Consider the following 15684-nt stretch of genomic DNA (forward strand, 5'->3'; position numbering starts at 1 on the left):
GACCTACTCCTCCTCGTCCTTCTTCTCCGGTTCCCCGCTCTCCTCGACGGGCTCCGGCCGCTCGGGAAGCTCCGCCGCCAGGGCCGCCGCGGCCTGCACCAGCGGCAGCGCCAGCAGCCCGCCCGCGCCCTCGCCGACCCGCACCCCGTGGTCGAGCAGCGGTTCGAGGGCCATCCGGTCCAGCGCCTTCGCCTGCCCCGGCTCCCCGCTGTCGTGCGCGGCCAGCCACCAGTCCGGCGCCCGGAACGCGATCCGCTGCCCGACCAGCGCGCACGCGGCGACGACCACGCCGTCCAGCACGACGGGCAGCTTGCGGACCGCGCTCTGGAGCAGGAACCCGGTCAGGGCGGCGAGATCGGCGCCGCCGACGGTCGCCAGCAGCTGCAACTGGTCGCCCAGCACGGGCCGGGCCCGGCGCAGCGCGTCCCGGATCGCCGCGCACTTGCGCATCCAGGCGAGGTCGTCGACGGCCAGCCCGCCGCGCCCGGTGACCACCGAGGCGTCCGTCCCGCACAGCGCGGCGACCAGCACGCCCGCCGCGGTGGTCCCGCCCACGCTCACGTCGCCGAGGATCACCAGGTCCGTGCCGGAGTCCGCCTCGGCGTCGGCCACGGCGACCCCGGCCAGGAAGGCCGCCTCGGCCTCCTCGGGCGTCAGCGCGTCCTCGACGTCGATCCGGCCGCTGCCGCGCCGCACCCGGTGCGACACGACCTCGGCGGGCAGCGACTCCGGGTCGCAGTCCAGCGACATGTCGACGACCGTCACCGGCACCCCGAGCCGCCGGGCGAGCACGGACACCGGGCGCCCGCCCTCCAGGATGTCGCGCACCAGCTCGCTCGCGCTGCCCGCGGGCCGCGCGGAGACGCCGAGTCCGGCGATCCCGTGGTCGCCGGCGAAGAGGATCACCCGCGGCCGCTCGACCGGCCGCACCGGCACGGCGGACTGTGCCGCGGCCAGCCACTCACCCAGGTCGTCGAGGCGGCCCAGCGACCCGGGCGGCACGATCTGACGCTCCCGGCGCGCCTCGGCGTCGCGGCGCACACCGCCGTCGGGGCGCTCGATCAGATCGGAGAAGTCGTCGAGATTAAGCGAGCTCATTCGCCGAACAGTACCGGCACCGCTCGAACAGCACGGCGCCACAGGGTCACCACGCGCACCGCACGTCGTTGCTCCCAAGATCGAGATCCCATACGTTCCGTTTTGCAGCGGATTGTCGTACGTCTCAGGGAGCCCTTATGCAGCGCCTGCGCGCCCGTCTCAGCGAACTCGACCGAAGACGGCGTCACCGCGCGAGCGCCCGCGCGCTGCTGCGGCTCGGCGCCGAACCCGAGAGCTGGCTCGACATCGCCACCGGCGACGCCCACTTCCCCGCCGCCGCCAAGGAGTTGTTCCCCTACACGTCCTTCGACGGCCTCGACGCCACCGGCCGCGTGGAGGCCGCCCGCGGCGCCGACCGGGTGGAGGAGGCCCACGTCGGCGCACCCACCGACCCGCACATCACCCGGGCCCTGACCGGCCGCTACGACGTGATCAGCCTCCTGGGCCCCACCGAGCACCTCGGCGCCGCCCTCGCGTTCCTGCGCCCCGGCGGCCACGTCCTGGTGGAGACGGCGAGCCCGGACGCCGTCCGCGCCGAACTCGCCGCCCACGCCTGCGCGATCGTCCCGACGGACCGTCACCCCGCCCTGGACCGCCTGTCGAGGACCACCCGGATCATCGCCCGGCGCGCCCCGTCACCCGCGTAGCGCCAGCGCCTGCCCCGCCACCACCAGCAGCACGTGCTCGCACCGCTCGGCGAACGCCGCGTTCAGACGCCCGAGTTCGTCGCGGTAGCGGCGTCCGGACGCGGTGGCGGGCACGATCCCCGACCCCACCTCGTTCGACACGGCGACGACGGTCCGCGTCGTCGCCCGCACCGCCTCCGTCAACTCCCGTACCCGCTCCCGCAGGGCGCGTTCGCCGCCCCCCGCCCACTCGGCGTCGTCCCAGGCGCCGACGGCGTCCATCGCGTCCGTCAGCCACAGCGACAGACAGTCGATCAGCAGCGGCGCCCCGTCCTCGGCCAGCAGCGGCACCAGATCGCAGGTCTCCACGGTCCGCCACGACCCCGGCCGCCGCTCACGGTGGGCCGACACCCGCGACGCCCACTCGGTGTCCCCGCCCCGCGTCCCGCCGGTCGCCACGTACAGCACGTCGGGGAAGGACTCCAGCCGCCGCTCGGCCTCCAGCGACTTGCCCGACCGCGCCCCGCCCAGCACCAGCGTCCGGCGCGGCACGTCCGGCACCTCCCCGTAGGCGCCCACCGCCAGGGTCGTCCCGTCGGGCACCGCCCGCGCCCCCGCCGCCGCGAGCCGGCGCCGCAGTTCGGCGCCCGGCGGCACGTCATGGTCCAGATGGACGGCCACGACATCGGTCGTCGGCCCGACGGCACCCACCGCCCGCAGCTTCGCCAGCGCGTCCGGGCGCCCCACGACATCGGCCAGCACCATGTCGTAGACGTCGCCCGAGCCCTCCTCCAGGCCCGCCGGAGCCCCGCCCGGCGGCAGATACAGCAGCCGCTGGCCGTCCGGCCCGGTCACCGCGTAGCCGGTGCCCGGCGCGTCCATCGCGACCGCCCGCACCCGATGCCCCGTCAGCAGCGCCAGCTCCCGCCCGTCCGGCACCCGTCCGGGCTGCGGCAGCCCCGCCGGGACCTCCACGGCCGGACCGTCGTGCGGATGCGACAGCAGCACCTGCGCCACCTGGCCCAGCGAATGCCCGGCCCGCGCCGCGGCGAACGCCGCACCGGGGGTCAGGTCCAGCAGCAGCGCGCCGTCGACCAGCAGCGCGGTGGCCGCGCGGGCGTCGGCGCCGAGCGCCACGGCGCAGGCGGCACAGGGACAGGCGGGACGGGGGAGACCCGTGGGGGCTCCGGTACCGAGGAGAGTCAGTTCCACGAGGCTGATTTTCGCTTGTCGTCGCAGGTGCCGCGCGTCCGGATAGGCTCTCGGCAGGAGCCGGACCAAGATCCGGCTCCTGCTCTGCACGTGCCTACACCTGGGAGGCGTACATGGCGGCATGGACGTGGCGGTTCGAGAAGACCGACGGGACGGAGGTCCAGCCCGCGGTGGCCCCCGAGGAGTTCACCACGCAGGGGGACGCGGAGTCCTGGATCGGTGAGGTCTGGAAGGACCTGGTGGAGGGCGGCGCCGACCAGGTGCACCTCTTCGAGGACGCCACCAAGATCTACGGGCCGATGAGCCTGCACGCCGAAGAGGCCTGACCGGCGGGGGGCGGTCCACCCGGCCGCCCCCGCCCAGCACCGCATCGTCAGGGCGCCTCAGCCGCGCACGCCGCACAGATGCAGCAGCGCCGCGACACCCCGGTACGGATCGGTCCGCCCGGCCCGCTCCTCGCAGGCCAGCAGGGACTCCAGGTCCTCGGGGAGCTCCGCGTCGTCGGCGGCGGTGTCGGTGAAGACACGCACCCCGTACCAGGCCTGGAGCGGGGCGCTGATGCCCGCCAGCGTGGCCGTCAGGGCGGAGAGACGGTCGGCGCGGACGTCGAGCCCGAGACGGTTGCGGTAGGACACCGAGTCGAACGCCGGAAGGGTGACCGCCCAGTCCCCGGCGAGGCCGGGCCGCATGGCCAGCGCGTCGGCGTTGCGCACGAGCAGCGAGACCAGACCGCCGGGCGCCAGCATCCGCGCCAGCCCCGCCAGCAGGGCGTCGGGGTCCTCGACGTACATCAGCACGCCATGGCACAGCACCACGTCGAAACTGCCCGGCAGGAAGTGCACCCCGGTGTCGCGCCCGTCGCTCTGCACGAGCCGCACCCGCTCCCGGATGCCCTCCGGCTCACCGGCCAGCGCGTCCCGCGCCGCCGCGAGCATCGTGGCGTCCTTCTCGACCCCGGTGACCTGGTGCCCGGCCCGGGCCAGCCGCAGCGCCTGCGTCCCCTGCCCCATCCCCACGTCGAGCACGCGCAGCCGCTGGCCGACCGGGAACCGCCCGGCTATCTGCTCGTCGAGCTGGCGGGCCACCAGCTCCTGTCGTACGACATCCCGCAGCCCGCCCAGCTTGGTCAGCCAGGCCTGCGCCGCGCCCCCGGTGAACGGCGTAGTGCTCAGGGCCGCTCTCCGCGCTTGACCTGCGGCTTGGGCAGCCGGAGCCGGCGCATCTGGAGCGAGCGCATCAGCGCGTAGGCCACCGCGCCACGACGCGACTGGTCGGGGAAGCGCTCGGCGAGCTGCTTCTTCAGCCGGAAGACGGTGAGGAACGAGTCCAGCACGATGAGGACGATCACCACGAGCCACAGCAGCAGCGCGATGCTCTGCAGCGAGGCCACCTGGACCATGCTCAGCACGAGGATGACCACGGCCATCGGCAGGAAGAACTCCGCCACGTTGAACCGCGAGTCGACGAAGTCGCGCGCGAACTTGCGCACGGGGCCCTTGTCGCGCGCGGGCAGGTACCGCTCGTCGCCGCCGGCCAGCGCCTGGCGCTGGCGGTCGAGAGCGGCACGGCGCTCCTCGCGCTGACGCTTGGAGGCGTCCTTGCGCGTCATCGACGTGTTGGCGACGCTGCGGCGCTGGGACTGGGCCTCACTGCGCTTGGGCGTCGGGCGACCCTTGGGGGCCTGCGGGTCGCGGGGCTGCTTGGAGTCGGTCACCTGCGCCTGGGCGGTGGTGGCCTTCTCATCCTTGGTGGCACGGCTACGGAACACAAAACCCAAGGGTAAGGGGTGTCCGGGGTTGGACCCCAGCCCGGTGGGGAACGATCCGGCAACACCGGTCGTCCTGTAGGGGGACAGAGGGGACGGTCGGTGACCGGCCGCTCACCCTGAAGGTCACCTACTCCTTACGCCGGAGCAGGGGCTTGCCCAGTCGTCCTTGGGGATGAGCGCATCAGTCCCCGAACAGTGCGTCAATGGATGCAGGGCCCGTACTGTGGGTTCTGTCGCAGAGCTGGACCCGGAGTCCGTCAGAAGGGGGCGCGCGAAGCCCATGAGCGGTGTCATGAAGCGTATGGGGATGATCTTCCGCGCGAAGGCGAACAAAGCCCTTGACCGGGCCGAGGACCCGCGCGAAACCCTCGATTACTCGTACCAGAAACAGCTTGAGCTGCTCCAGAAGGTGCGCCGCGGCGTGGCCGACGTGGCCACGTCCCGCAAGCGCCTGGAACTCCAGCTCAACCAGCTCCAGTCGCAGTCGTCCAAGCTGGAGGACCAGGGCCGCAAGGCGCTCGCGCTCGGCCGGGAGGACCTGGCCCGCGAGGCGCTCTCCCGCCGCGCCGCCCTCCAGCAGCAGGTGACGGACCTGGAGACCCAGCACGCGACGCTCCAGGGCGAGGAGGAGAAGCTCACCCTCGCGGCCCAGCGCCTCCAGGCCAAGGTGGACGCCTTCCGGACCAAGAAGGAGACCATCAAGGCCACCTACACGGCGGCCCAGGCCCAGACCCGGATCGGCGAGGCCTTCACCGGCATCTCCGAGGAGATGGGCGACGTCGGCATGGCCATCCAGCGGGCCGAGGACAAGACGGCCCAGCTCCAGGCGAGGGCCGGCGCGATCGACGAGCTCCTGGCCTCCGGCGTCCTCGACGACCCCACCGGCACCCACAAGGACGACATCCAGGCCGAGCTGGACCGCCTCTCCGGTGGTACGGATGTAGAGCTGGAACTGCAGCGCATGAAGGCCGAGCTCGCCGGCGGGACCTCCGCCGACCAGCAGGCCATCGAGGGCGGCACCAACCGCCCGCAGTCCCAGCAGCCGCAGGACACCCCGCGCTTCGACAAGCAGTGACGAGCGGCGGGACCCACGCCTAGGAGGGCGACATGATCGTACGGATCATGGGGGAGGGGCAGGTGAGGCTGGCCGACAGCCACCTCACCGAGCTGGACGAGCTGGACGACGAGCTGCTCGCCGAGATGGAGAACGGCGACGGCCCCGGCTTCCACCGCACCTTCGAGGCCCTCCTGGCCAAGGTCAGGGAGCTCGGCGACCCCCTCCCGGACGACGCCCTGGAACCCTCGGACCTCATCCTCCCGTCCCCGGACGCGACCCTGGACCAGGTCCGCGCCATGCTGAGCGACGACGGCCTGATCCCCGGCTGACGCCTCCGGCGGGCCACCCTGTACCGACCCCGCCGCCACACACCGGCCCGGTTCTCCGGCCCCGCCCGCCGACCGGGTTCTCCGGCCCGTGCGGCGGGCGAGGGCGAGGCCCGTTCCGGGTCGGTGCGGGGGTTCGGGGGGCGGTGGCTCCCGAGCGGTGTGGCCCGCGCGCCGGGTGACCGCACAGGGAACCGACAGGTCACCCCCGTTCCAAGCCCCGCAGGGCCCCCGTACCGTTGGCAGGCGTGAGCACCCTCGACCGCGTCCGGCAGCAGCTGACGGCGCACCCCATGGCGCTGGACGCCGTTCTGGCGGCCGGCGTACTGGCCTGCATGGTGGCCGGGTCGTTCGTGGACCCGCACGGCCCCGACGGCGTGACCTGGGGCGTACGCACCCCGGACGCGCTCAGCCTCGTGCTCATCGTGCTCGGCGCGGCCACCCTGGTGTTCCGGCGCCGCGCCCCCATGACCGTCCTCGCCCTCACCGGCACCTACTCCGTCGTCGAGTTCGCCACCAGCGACCCCCGCGCGCCCGTCGCCATGGCCGCGGTCATCGCCCTGTACACCGTCGCCTCGGCCACCGACCGCCCCACCGCCTGGCGGGTGGGCCTGCTCACGATGACCGTGCTGACCGGCAGCGCCATGCTCGCGGGCCCGCTGCCCTGGTACGCCCAGGAGAACCTCGCGATCTTCGCCTGGACCGGCATCGGCGCCACCGCGGGCGACGCGGTCCGCAGCCGTCGCGCGTTCGTCCAGGCCATCAGGGACCGGGCCGAGAAGGCCGAGCGCACCCGCGAGGAGGAGGCCCGGCGCCGGGTCGCCGAGGAACGGCTGCGCATCGCCCGCGACCTGCACGACGTCGTCGCCCACCACATCGCCCTCGTCAACGTCCAGGCGGGCGTCGCCGCGCACGTCATGGACAAGCGCCCCGACCAGGCCAAGGAGGCCCTCGCCCATGTCCGCGAGGCCAGCCGATCGGCGCTGAACGAACTGCGGGCCACGGTCGGGCTGCTGAGGCAGTCCGGCGACCCCGAGGCCCCCACGGAACCCGCCCCCGGCCTCGACCGCCTCGACGAACTCGTCGGCACCTTCCGCAGCGCGGGCCTGCACGTCGAGGTCGCCCGCGCCGACCACGGCACCGCCCTCCCCGCGGCCGTGGGCCTCGCCGCCTACCGGGTCGTCCAGGAAGCCCTCACCAACGTCCAGAAGCACGCGGGCACCGCGGCGAAGGCCGAGGTCAGCGTCGTCCGGGTGGGCCCCCATGTCGAGATCACCGTCCTCGACGACGGCGCCGGGCACCAGGACGGGCCCGAGGACGGCGGCGGCCACGGCCTGATCGGCATGCGCGAACGCGTCACCGCCCTGCGCGGCACCCTCACCACCGGACCCCGTTACGGCGGCGGCTTCCGCGTCCATGCGATCCTGCCGGTCAAGACCCGTACGGCAACCGGTGGGGGAAGCGCATGACCATCCGAGTCCTGCTCGCCGACGACCAGGCCCTGCTGCGCAGCGCGTTCCGTGTGCTCGTCGACTCGGAACCCGACATGGAGGTCGTCGGCGAGGCGTCCGACGGCGCCGAGGCGGTCCGGCTGGCCCGGCAGGAGCGCGCCGACGTCGTCCTCATGGACATCCGGATGCCCGGCACCGACGGTCTCGCCGCGACCCGCATGATCAGCGAGGACCCCTCGCTCGCCCAGGTCAGGGTCGTCATCCTCACCACCTTCGAGGTCGACGACTACGTGGTGCAGTCGCTGCGCGCGGGCGCCTCCGGCTTCCTCGGCAAGGGCAGCGAGCCCGACGAACTGCTGAGCGCGATCCGGATCGCCGCCGGGGGAGAGGCCCTGCTGTCGCCCGCCGCGACCAAGGGGCTCATCGCCCGCTTCCTCGCCCAGGGCGACGGCGCCGAGGAGAACGCCGACCCCGCCCGCAGCGCCCGTCTGGACGCGCTGACCGTCCGCGAGCGCGAGGTCCTCGTCCAGGTCGCCGGCGGGCTCTCCAACGACGAGATCGCCGAACGCCTCGAAGTCAGCCCCCTGACGGTGAAGACGCACGTCAACCGGGCCATGGCCAAGCTGGGTGCCCGCGACCGCGCCCAGCTCGTCGTCATCGCCTACGAGTCCGGGCTGGTACGTCCGAGGGTGGACTGAGCCCCGCCCGCTCGTACTGCGGCCGGAGTATGCGCGGCATAAGGAACGGGACCTGGGGGCTAGGGAACCGCACTCCCGGAGGACGGAGGGTAAAGGGGCCCCCTGCCGCCCACGGGAGAGAGAACCCCGAGCCATGTCCTGGCTGTCCAGATTCAGCCTCGCACAGCGTGCCCTGATAGGTCTGATCTCGATCATCGCGCTCGCCTTCGGCGCGATCGCGATCCCTCAGCTCAAGCAGCAGCTGCTGCCCACCATCGAACTGCCCGTGGTGTCGGTGCTGGCCCCCTACCAGGGCGCCTCCCCGGACGTCGTCGAGAAGCAGGTCGTCGAACCCCTGGAGAACAGCCTCGAAGCCGTCGACGGCATCGAGGGCGTCACCTCCACCGCCAGCGAGGGCAACGCCCTGATCATGGCGTCCTTCGACTACGGCAACGGCACCCAGCAGCTGGTCGCCGACGTCCAGCAGGCCGTCAACCGGGCCCGCGCCCAGCTCCCCGACGGGGTCGACCCGCAGGTCGTCGCCGGATCCACCGACGACATCCCGACCGTCGTCCTCGCCGTCACCTCCGACAAGGACCAGCAGGCGCTCGCCGACCAGCTGGACCGGACGGTCGTCCCGGACCTGAAGGCCATCGACGGCGTCGGCCAGGTCACCGTCGACGGGGTGCGCGACCTCCAGATCACCGTCACCCCCGACGACACGAAGCTCGCGAAGGCGGGCCTCACCTCCGCCGCCCTCGCCCAGGCCCTCCAGGCGGGCGGCGCGACCGTCCCGGCCGGCTCCTTCGACGAGGACGGCAGCAACCGCACCGTCCAGGTCGGCGGCGGCCTCACCTCGATCGGGCAGATCGAGGACCTGATGGTCACGAGCCCCACCGGCGCCGGGAAGCCGGTCCGGCTGGCGGACGTGGCCTCGGTCGAGCAGGAGCAGTCCGCCGCCGACTCCATCACCCGCACCGACGGCAGGCCCAGCCTCGCCGTGACGGTCACGATGGACCAGGACGGCAGCGCGGTCTCCATCTCGGACGCGGTCGAGGACAAGCTCCCCGAGCTGCGCAAGGACCTCGGCTCGGCGGCGACCGTCACTGTCGTCAGCGACCAGGGCCCGGCGGTCGCCAAGGCCATCGAGGGTCTGACCACCGAGGGCGGGCTCGGCCTGCTCTTCGCGGTCCTCGTCATCCTGGTGTTCCTGGCGTCGGTCCGCTCGACCCTCGTCACCGCGGTGTCCATCCCGCTGTCGGTGGTCCTCGCGCTGATCGTGCTGTGGACCCGGGACCTGTCCCTGAACATGCTGACGCTGGGGGCGCTGACCATCGCCATCGGCCGGGTCGTCGACGACTCGATCGTGGTCCTGGAGAACATCAAGCGGCACCTCGGCTACGGCGAGGAGCGCCAGGAGGCCATCCTCAAGGCGGTCCGCGAGGTCGCGGGCGCGGTCACCTCCTCGACCCTCACCACGGTCGCCGTGTTCCTGCCGATCGGCCTGGTCGGCGGCATGGTGGGCCAGCTCTTCGGCCCGTTCAGCCTCACGGTGACGGCCGCCCTGCTGGCGTCCCTCGTGGTCTCCCTGACCGTCGTCCCGGTGCTGTCGTACTGGTTCCTGCGGGCCCCGAAGAACACCCCCGAGGACGCGGAGGAGGCGCGTCGGCTCGCCGAGGAGAAGGAGGCCAGGAGCCGCCTCCAGCGCCTGTACGTGCCGGTCCTGCGGTTCGCGACCCGCCGCCGGCTCACCAGCGTGCTCATCGCGGTCGTCATCCTCATCGGCACGTTCGGCATGTCCGGCCTGCTGAAGACGAACTTCTTCGACCAGGGCGAGCAGGAGGTCCTCAGCGTCAAGCAGGAGCTGAGGCCCGGCGCCAGCCTGGCCGCCACCGACGAGCAGGCCAAGAAGGTCGAGAAGCTCCTCGCGGACACGAAGGGCGTCAAGGACTACCAGGTCACCATCGGCTCCTCCGGCTTCATGGCGGCCTTCGGCGGCGGCACCGACACCAACCAGGCCTCCTACTCGGTGATGCTGGACGACTCCGCCGACTCCGGCGACGTCCAGGACCGCATCGAGGCCGGCCTGAAGAAGCTCGACGGCATCGGTACGACGACCATCGCGGCCGGTGACGGCTTCGGCAGCCAGGACCTCAGCGTGGTCGTGAAGGCCGCCGACGCCGACGTCCTGGACAAGGCGGCCGAGCAGGTCCGCAGGACCGTCGCGGGCCTCGACGACGTCACCGACGTCACCAGCGACCTCGCGCAGAGCGTCCCGCGGATCTCGGTGAAGGCCAACGACAAGGCCGCGGCGGCCGGGTTCACCGACCAGACGCTCGGCCAGGCCGTCGCCCAGGCGGTCAAGGGCACCACGGCCGCCAAGGCCACCCTGGACGACACCGAGCGCGATGTCGTCATCCGCTCGGCGAAGCCCGCCACGACGCTGAAGGAACTGCGCGAGCTGAAGCTCGGCCCGGTGAAGCTCGGCGACATCGCCACCGTCGAACTCGTCGACGGCCCGGTCTCGATGACGCGGATCGACGGCCAGCGCGCCGCCACCGTCACCGCCAAGCCGACCGGCGACAACACGGGCGCGGTCAGCGCGGACCTCACCTCGAAGCTCGACCGGCTGAAGCTCCCGGCGGGCGCCACCGCCGAGATCGGCGGCGTGACGTCCGACCAGGACAGCGCGTTCAAGAACCTCGGCCTGGCGATGCTCGCGGCGATCGCGATCGTCTTCATGCTGCTGGTCGCGACCTTCCGGTCCCTGGTCCAGCCGCTGATCCTGCTGGTGTCCATCCCGTTCGCGGCGACCGGCGCGATCGGCCTGCTGATCGTGACCGGCACCCCGATGGGCGTCCCCGCGATGATCGGCATGCTGATGCTCATCGGCATCGTCGTGACGAACGCGATCGTCCTGATCGACCTGATCAACCAGTACCGCGCCCAGGGCTACGCGACGGTCGACGCCGTCGTCGAGGGCGGCCGGCACCGGCTGCGCCCGATCCTGATGACGGCCCTGGCGACGATCTTCGCCCTGCTCCCGATGGCGCTCGGCGTCACCGGCGAGGGCGGCTTCATCGCGCAGCCGCTCGCCGTGGTCGTGATCGGCGGTCTGATCACCTCGACCCTGCTCACCCTGCTCCTCGTCCCGACGCTCTACACGATGCTGGAGCTCCGCAAGGAGCGCCGGGCGAAGAAGCGCGCGGCGAAGCGGGAGAAGAAGGCCGAGGAGGCACCGGCGCAGCCGGAACCCGCGGGCGTCTGACCCGCACCCGCACCGGTACCGCTACGGCGAGAGGCCGGGTTCCGCACCCCCCGTGGGCGCGGAACCCGGCCTCTCGCCGGTGGTGGCCGATGCCTACGGCAGCGCCAGCATCCGCTCCAGCGCCAGCTTCGCGAACGCCTCGGTCTCCTTGTCGACCTCGATGCGGTTGACGAGGTTGCCCTCGGCCAGCGACTCCAGGGTCCACACCAGGTGCGGCAGGTCGATGCGGTTCATCGTCGAGCAGAAGCAGACCGTCTTGTCGAGGAAGACGATCTCCTTGCCCTCCGGGGCGAACCGGTTCGCCAGCCGCCGTACGAGGTTGAGCTCCGTGCCGATGGCCCACTTGGAGCCGGACGGGGCGGCCTCCAGCGCCTTGATGATGTACTCGGTCGAACCGACGTGGTCGGCCGCCGCGACGACCTCGTGCTTGCACTCGGGGTGCACCAGGACGTTGACGCCGGGTATCCGCTCGCGCACGTCGTTCACCGAGTCGAGCGAGAACCGGCCGTGCACCGAGCAGTGGCCGCGCCACAGGATCATCTTCGCGGCGCGCAGCTGCTCTGCGGTCAGCCCGCCGTTCGGCTTGTGCGGGTTGTAGACGACACAGTCGTCCAGCGACATGCCGAGGTCCCGCACGGCGGTGTTGCGCCCGAGGTGCTGGTCGGGGAGGAAGAGGACCTTCTCACCCTGCTCGAACGCCCAGTTCAGCGCCCGCTCGGCGTTCGACGACGTGCAGATCAGCCCGCCGTGCTTGCCGGTGAACGCCTTGATGTCGGCCGAGGAGTTCATGTACGACACCGGCACGACCTGCCCGGCGACGCCCGCCTCGGTCAGGACGTCCCAGCACTCGGCGACCTGCTCGGCGGTCGCCATGTCGGCCATGGAGCAGCCGGCGGCGAGGTCGGGCAGGACCACCTTCTGGTCGTCGGAGGTGAGGATGTCGGCCGACTCGGCCATGAAGTGCACACCGCAGAACACGATGTACTCGGCCTCCGGGCGCGCGGCGGCGTCCCGGGCCAGCTTGAAGGAGTCGCCCGTGACATCGGCGAACTGGATGACCTCGTCGCGCTGGTAGTGGTGGCCGAGCACGAAGACCTTGTCCCCGAGCTTCTCCTTGGCCGCGCGGGCACGCTCCACGAGGTCCGGGTCGGAGGGCGAGGGCAGGTCACCGGGGCACTCCACACCGCGCTCGCTCTTCGGGTCGGCCTCGCGGCCGAGGAGCAGCAGGGCGAGCGGAGTCGGCTGTACGTCGAGCTCCTGGGTCTGGGCGGTGGTCACGACACGCACCCTTTCTGTTCTGCGGCCCGCAGGCCCGTGGTCACGGACCGGCGCACTTTTCGTCGATATGACGTTATCTATCATAACCGCTTCACGTCACTTTGACGATGGCCATATTGTCGATGTGACATGAATCCCGCCGGAGTACGGACCGGGTCGCTCACGGGCCGCTGTTCGCTTCTCCGCGCATGTGCGAGCATGGAGAAACAGGCGAAAAGACAACGCCGGCCCGGAATGAATCCGCGGCCCCGCCGGTTGCAACCGTCGGCAAGCAGTCTCCGTACAACCCGGGAGAGATGTAGATGTCCGTATCGGACGAGACCAGCACCGTCACCGACGGCATCATCCTGTCCGACGCCGCCGCGGCGAAGGTCAAGGCCCTGCTGGAGCAGGAAGGCCGTGACGACCTGGCCCTGCGTGTCGCCGTCCAGCCCGGCGGCTGCTCCGGCCTGCGCTACCAGCTCTTCTTCGACGAGCGCTCCCTCGACGGCGACGTCGTCAAGGACTTCGGCGGCGTCAAGGTCGTCACCGACCGCATGAGCGCCCCCTACCTCGGCGGCGCCTCCATCGACTTCGTCGACACCATCGAGAAGCAGGGCTTCACGATCGACAACCCCAACGCCACCGGCTCCTGCGCCTGCGGCGACTCCTTCAGCTGAGCCGTCGAGGCCCCTGAACGACACGAAGGCGGCGACCCCTCCGAAGGGGCCGCCGCCTTTCCGTGTGTCCGTCCTCCCGTGTGCCCGTGACCGCTACCGCGCCCCGGACGTCTCCGGCAGCCGTGCCGACCCCGCCTTCTCCACGGGGATCTCCTTGCCGTCCGTGCCCACGACCTCGCGGTCGCCGACCGGCTCGTCCAGCCGCACGGTCTGGTGCATGACCTTCGCGATCATGATGCAGACCTTGCCCGGCTGGGACGTCTCGGTCACCTCGACCGTCACCTCGCCCGCCTTCTCGACCGCCGACGCCTCGTACGTGGAGCACACCCCGCCGGTGAACCGCACGGTCAGCTCGTCGCCCTCGGCCGTGTACCCCTCGACCCGCACGTCCCGGGTGGTGGGCGACCCGGTCGGGTCGCCGGAACCGGAACCGGAGCCGGTCGGCTCATCGGACGGCGAGGCCGTGGCCGCCGAGGCGATGTACCGGGGATCGACGGCCGGATAGGACACCGTGAACGCGTCCTGCGCGCCCGCCGCCCGCACCTCGAACAGCCACGACGGCACCAGCGCCTGCCGCGCGTCCACGAACTGCGAGGAGAGCCCGAACACCGCCTTGCCGACGGTGAGGGTGTCCCGCGCCGGAGCGGACGGCGAGGACGACGACGTCGTGGTCGTCCCGCAGGGCGCCTCCAGCCGGTCCTTCAGCGGCACGGGACTGGCGCAGCCGCCGATGCCCATGCGGTGGTCCGACCCGGCCGGCACCGTGTTCATCCGGGCCAGCGTCTTCTCCGCGTCCAGGACGGGGTAGGTGTCGCTCTTCACCGGCGCCTTCAACTGCCCGCTGCCGCCGACGACTTCACCCTGCGCGTTGACGGTGATCCCGGTCGTCCAGCCGTACGTCGGCAGCCCGCCGACCACCGGATCGGCGTTCACCACCCGCTGCGCGCCCATGATCTGGCGCGCGTCGGTCTTCGCGTCGGCCTGCCCGACCGCCTTCAGGACGGGGGCCGCCGCCTTCTTCGCGGCGGCCTCGCTCACCGGGTCCCCGGCGGGCGCCACGGGGTCACCGGCGCACACGGTGGCGCTCTTGCAGGCGTCCGTGCCCGCCGCGTACCGGTGGAAGGTCCAGGCGCCCGGTGCCTTCCGGTCGACCCGGAGGCCGGGACCGGCGGCGTCCTGCCCGCCGACCGTCCACGCCTGCCCTTCGAGCACCGGCGTCCCGTCCACCCCGAGGGCCTCGGCCAGCCGGGCCACCTCGTCCTCGCCGACCTCGCCCGTCGCCCGGTACACCGGCGCGGAGTCCGGCCCGTCGGGCAGCTTTCCGGACGCCGCGTAGGTCACCCCGTTCGGGTCCGGCTCCCCGGGCGCGATCCCGACGGTGCCGCCCTCGCCCCCGGTGTGGCCGTCCAGGTGGAGCGGCGGGGGAGTGCTGTCGCCGGACGACCCCGAGGCCGTACGGCCGCCCGCGCCGCCGGTGGCGGACGTGGCGAGGTAGGCCCCGCCCCCGCCGGCCAGGAGCACGGCGGCGGCGACGGCGGCGACGAGCACGGGGGAGCGGCGCCGCACGGACCGGTCGCCGTCATCCCTGCCGTCGCCGTCACCGACGGCCTCGACCTCCCCGTCCTGCGCGTCCTCCGCGTCACTCGGGTCGTCCGCGCCGGCGTCGGCGTCACTCGGGTCGTCCGTGCCCGTGCCGGTCGGGGCGTCCGTGTCCGCCGACTCCGCGTGCGCCGCCTCCGCCTCCGCCGCCCCGCCGGTCTCCTCCGTGCCCGTCTCCGGGTCGACGACCTCGCCGTCACCGTCCTTGTCGGGCCGCTCGGTGTTCACCGCATCGCTCCTTCGCCGCGCCACTGTCCCTGCGACCCTGACCCGGCCCTGACAATTCGGCGGGCCGGAGGGTCGTATCCCGCATCCCCTTTACGGGGGACGGCGATGGGACGCGCCGGGGGAGCGCACGGTTCCCCTCGACGCGCACGGCTCCCTTCGACGAGCCGGTTTCAGCCGCCGTACCCCGGCATCGCGTCCAGCAGCCGCGCCGACGTCGCGGGAACCTCGACCCCGTGGATGAGTGAAGGGGAGACCGGACGGGCAGTGACCCGGTCGGGAGCCGCCCAGTGCGGGGCCATCCGGGCGCAGTCGCCGCGCAGCGAGGCGAGGTCGCCGTCCGGGTCGGCCTGGGCGGGGTCATGGACCTTGAGGTTCGTCATGACGGCACCGTATGCACGCCGAACCCCGCGAAGAAAGATCTACTATCGGGTAGTTTC

Annotated in this window: 15 protein-coding genes; 8 read left to right on the plus strand and 7 right to left on the minus strand. The window is 72.5% G+C overall.

The genetic code is table 11. The annotated features are described in order from the left end of the window. Positions 1–3: 3 nt before the first annotated feature. Positions 4–1098, minus strand: coding sequence for a nicotinate-nucleotide--dimethylbenzimidazole phosphoribosyltransferase (cobT, locus tag ACIPSE_RS17980; protein ID WP_401663549.1), 1095 nt, complete (start codon positions 1096–1098; stop codon positions 4–6). A 137-nt stretch (positions 1099–1235) separates the two neighbouring features. Between cobT and ACIPSE_RS17985 the strand changes: the two genes are divergently transcribed. Beyond that, positions 1236–1745: a methyltransferase domain-containing protein gene (locus ACIPSE_RS17985; protein WP_401663551.1), complete on the plus strand. Its 510-nt coding sequence runs from the start codon at positions 1236–1238 to the stop codon at positions 1743–1745. Here ACIPSE_RS17985 and ACIPSE_RS17990 read toward each other — a convergent pair. Beyond that, the gene (locus ACIPSE_RS17990) at positions 1734–2936 is read right to left on the minus strand and encodes a bifunctional adenosylcobinamide kinase/adenosylcobinamide-phosphate guanylyltransferase (protein ID WP_401663553.1); all 1203 of its coding nucleotides are present in this window, start codon (positions 2934–2936) and stop codon (positions 1734–1736) included. The two genes, ACIPSE_RS17985 and ACIPSE_RS17990, sit on opposite strands and share 12 nt — an antisense overlap. Positions 2937–3049: 113 nt before the next feature. On the opposite strand from ACIPSE_RS17990, the gene ACIPSE_RS17995 reads away from it, so the two are divergent. Continuing rightward, positions 3050–3262: a hypothetical protein gene (locus ACIPSE_RS17995; RefSeq protein WP_401663555.1), complete on the plus strand. Its 213-nt coding sequence runs from the start codon at positions 3050–3052 to the stop codon at positions 3260–3262. A gap of 57 nt (positions 3263–3319) precedes the next feature. On the opposite strand, the gene ACIPSE_RS18000 is transcribed toward ACIPSE_RS17995, so the two are convergent. Both ACIPSE_RS18000 and ACIPSE_RS18005 read right to left on the minus strand, forming a co-directional pair. Then, positions 3320–4021 carry a class I SAM-dependent methyltransferase gene (locus ACIPSE_RS18000; protein WP_401663557.1) on the minus strand — a complete coding sequence of 234 codons (702 nt, stop codon included), beginning with the start codon at positions 4019–4021 and terminating at the stop codon, positions 3320–3322. A gap of 83 nt (positions 4022–4104) precedes the next feature. Then, positions 4105–4743: a DUF3043 domain-containing protein gene (locus ACIPSE_RS18005; RefSeq protein WP_401664449.1), complete on the minus strand. Its 639-nt coding sequence runs from the start codon at positions 4741–4743 to the stop codon at positions 4105–4107. Positions 4744–4984: 241 nt separating this feature from the next. Between ACIPSE_RS18005 and ACIPSE_RS18010 the strand changes: the two genes are divergently transcribed. The 5 genes from ACIPSE_RS18010 (at position 4985) to ACIPSE_RS18030 (ending at position 11483) form a co-directional block, all read left to right on the plus strand. Continuing rightward, a complete protein-coding gene (locus tag ACIPSE_RS18010; RefSeq protein WP_401663559.1) occupies positions 4985–5779 on the plus strand; it encodes a PspA/IM30 family protein in 795 nt (264 codons plus the stop codon). A gap of 32 nt (positions 5780–5811) precedes the next feature. Then, positions 5812–6090, plus strand: coding sequence for a hypothetical protein (locus ACIPSE_RS18015; RefSeq protein WP_401663561.1), 279 nt, complete (start codon positions 5812–5814; stop codon positions 6088–6090). 245 nt (positions 6091–6335) lie between these two features. Further along, the gene (locus ACIPSE_RS18020; protein WP_401663564.1) at positions 6336–7556 is read left to right on the plus strand and encodes a sensor histidine kinase; all 1221 of its coding nucleotides are present in this window, start codon (positions 6336–6338) and stop codon (positions 7554–7556) included. Beyond that, complete coding sequence (locus ACIPSE_RS18025; protein WP_401663566.1) at positions 7553–8236, plus strand: response regulator; 684 nt, start codon at positions 7553–7555, stop codon at positions 8234–8236. Before ACIPSE_RS18020 ends, ACIPSE_RS18025 begins: the two co-directional genes overlap by 4 nt. 133 nt (positions 8237–8369) lie before the next feature. Then, on the plus strand, positions 8370–11483 hold the full coding sequence (locus ACIPSE_RS18030; protein WP_401663568.1) for an efflux RND transporter permease subunit: 3114 nt from the start codon (positions 8370–8372) through the stop codon (positions 11481–11483). Positions 11484–11576: 93 nt separating this feature from the next. On the opposite strand, the gene nadA is transcribed toward ACIPSE_RS18030, so the two are convergent. Beyond that, the gene (gene nadA, locus ACIPSE_RS18035) at positions 11577–12761 is read right to left on the minus strand and encodes a quinolinate synthase NadA (protein ID WP_401663571.1); all 1185 of its coding nucleotides are present in this window, start codon (positions 12759–12761) and stop codon (positions 11577–11579) included. Positions 12762–13063: 302 nt separating this feature from the next. On the opposite strand from nadA, the gene ACIPSE_RS18040 reads away from it, so the two are divergent. Next, positions 13064–13420, plus strand: a complete 357-nt coding sequence (locus ACIPSE_RS18040) for an iron-sulfur cluster assembly accessory protein (RefSeq protein WP_401663574.1) — start codon at positions 13064–13066, stop codon at positions 13418–13420. A gap of 93 nt (positions 13421–13513) precedes the next feature. Here ACIPSE_RS18040 and ACIPSE_RS18045 read toward each other — a convergent pair whose 3' ends face one another. Both ACIPSE_RS18045 and ACIPSE_RS18050 read right to left on the minus strand, forming a co-directional pair. Further along, positions 13514–15247: a hypothetical protein gene (locus tag ACIPSE_RS18045; RefSeq protein ID WP_401663577.1), complete on the minus strand. Its 1734-nt coding sequence runs from the start codon at positions 15245–15247 to the stop codon at positions 13514–13516. A 170-nt stretch (positions 15248–15417) separates the two neighbouring features. Then, positions 15418–15627 (minus strand): hypothetical protein, encoded by a 210-nt coding sequence (locus ACIPSE_RS18050; protein ID WP_401663579.1) that lies wholly within the window; start codon positions 15625–15627, stop codon positions 15418–15420. Positions 15628–15684 lie beyond the last annotated feature (57 nt).

Origin of the sequence: Streptomyces sp. NPDC090106, assembly GCF_044747265.1 — a bacterium.
In the GTDB taxonomy this organism is placed as follows: Bacteria; Actinomycetota; Actinomycetes; order Streptomycetales; family Streptomycetaceae; genus Streptomyces.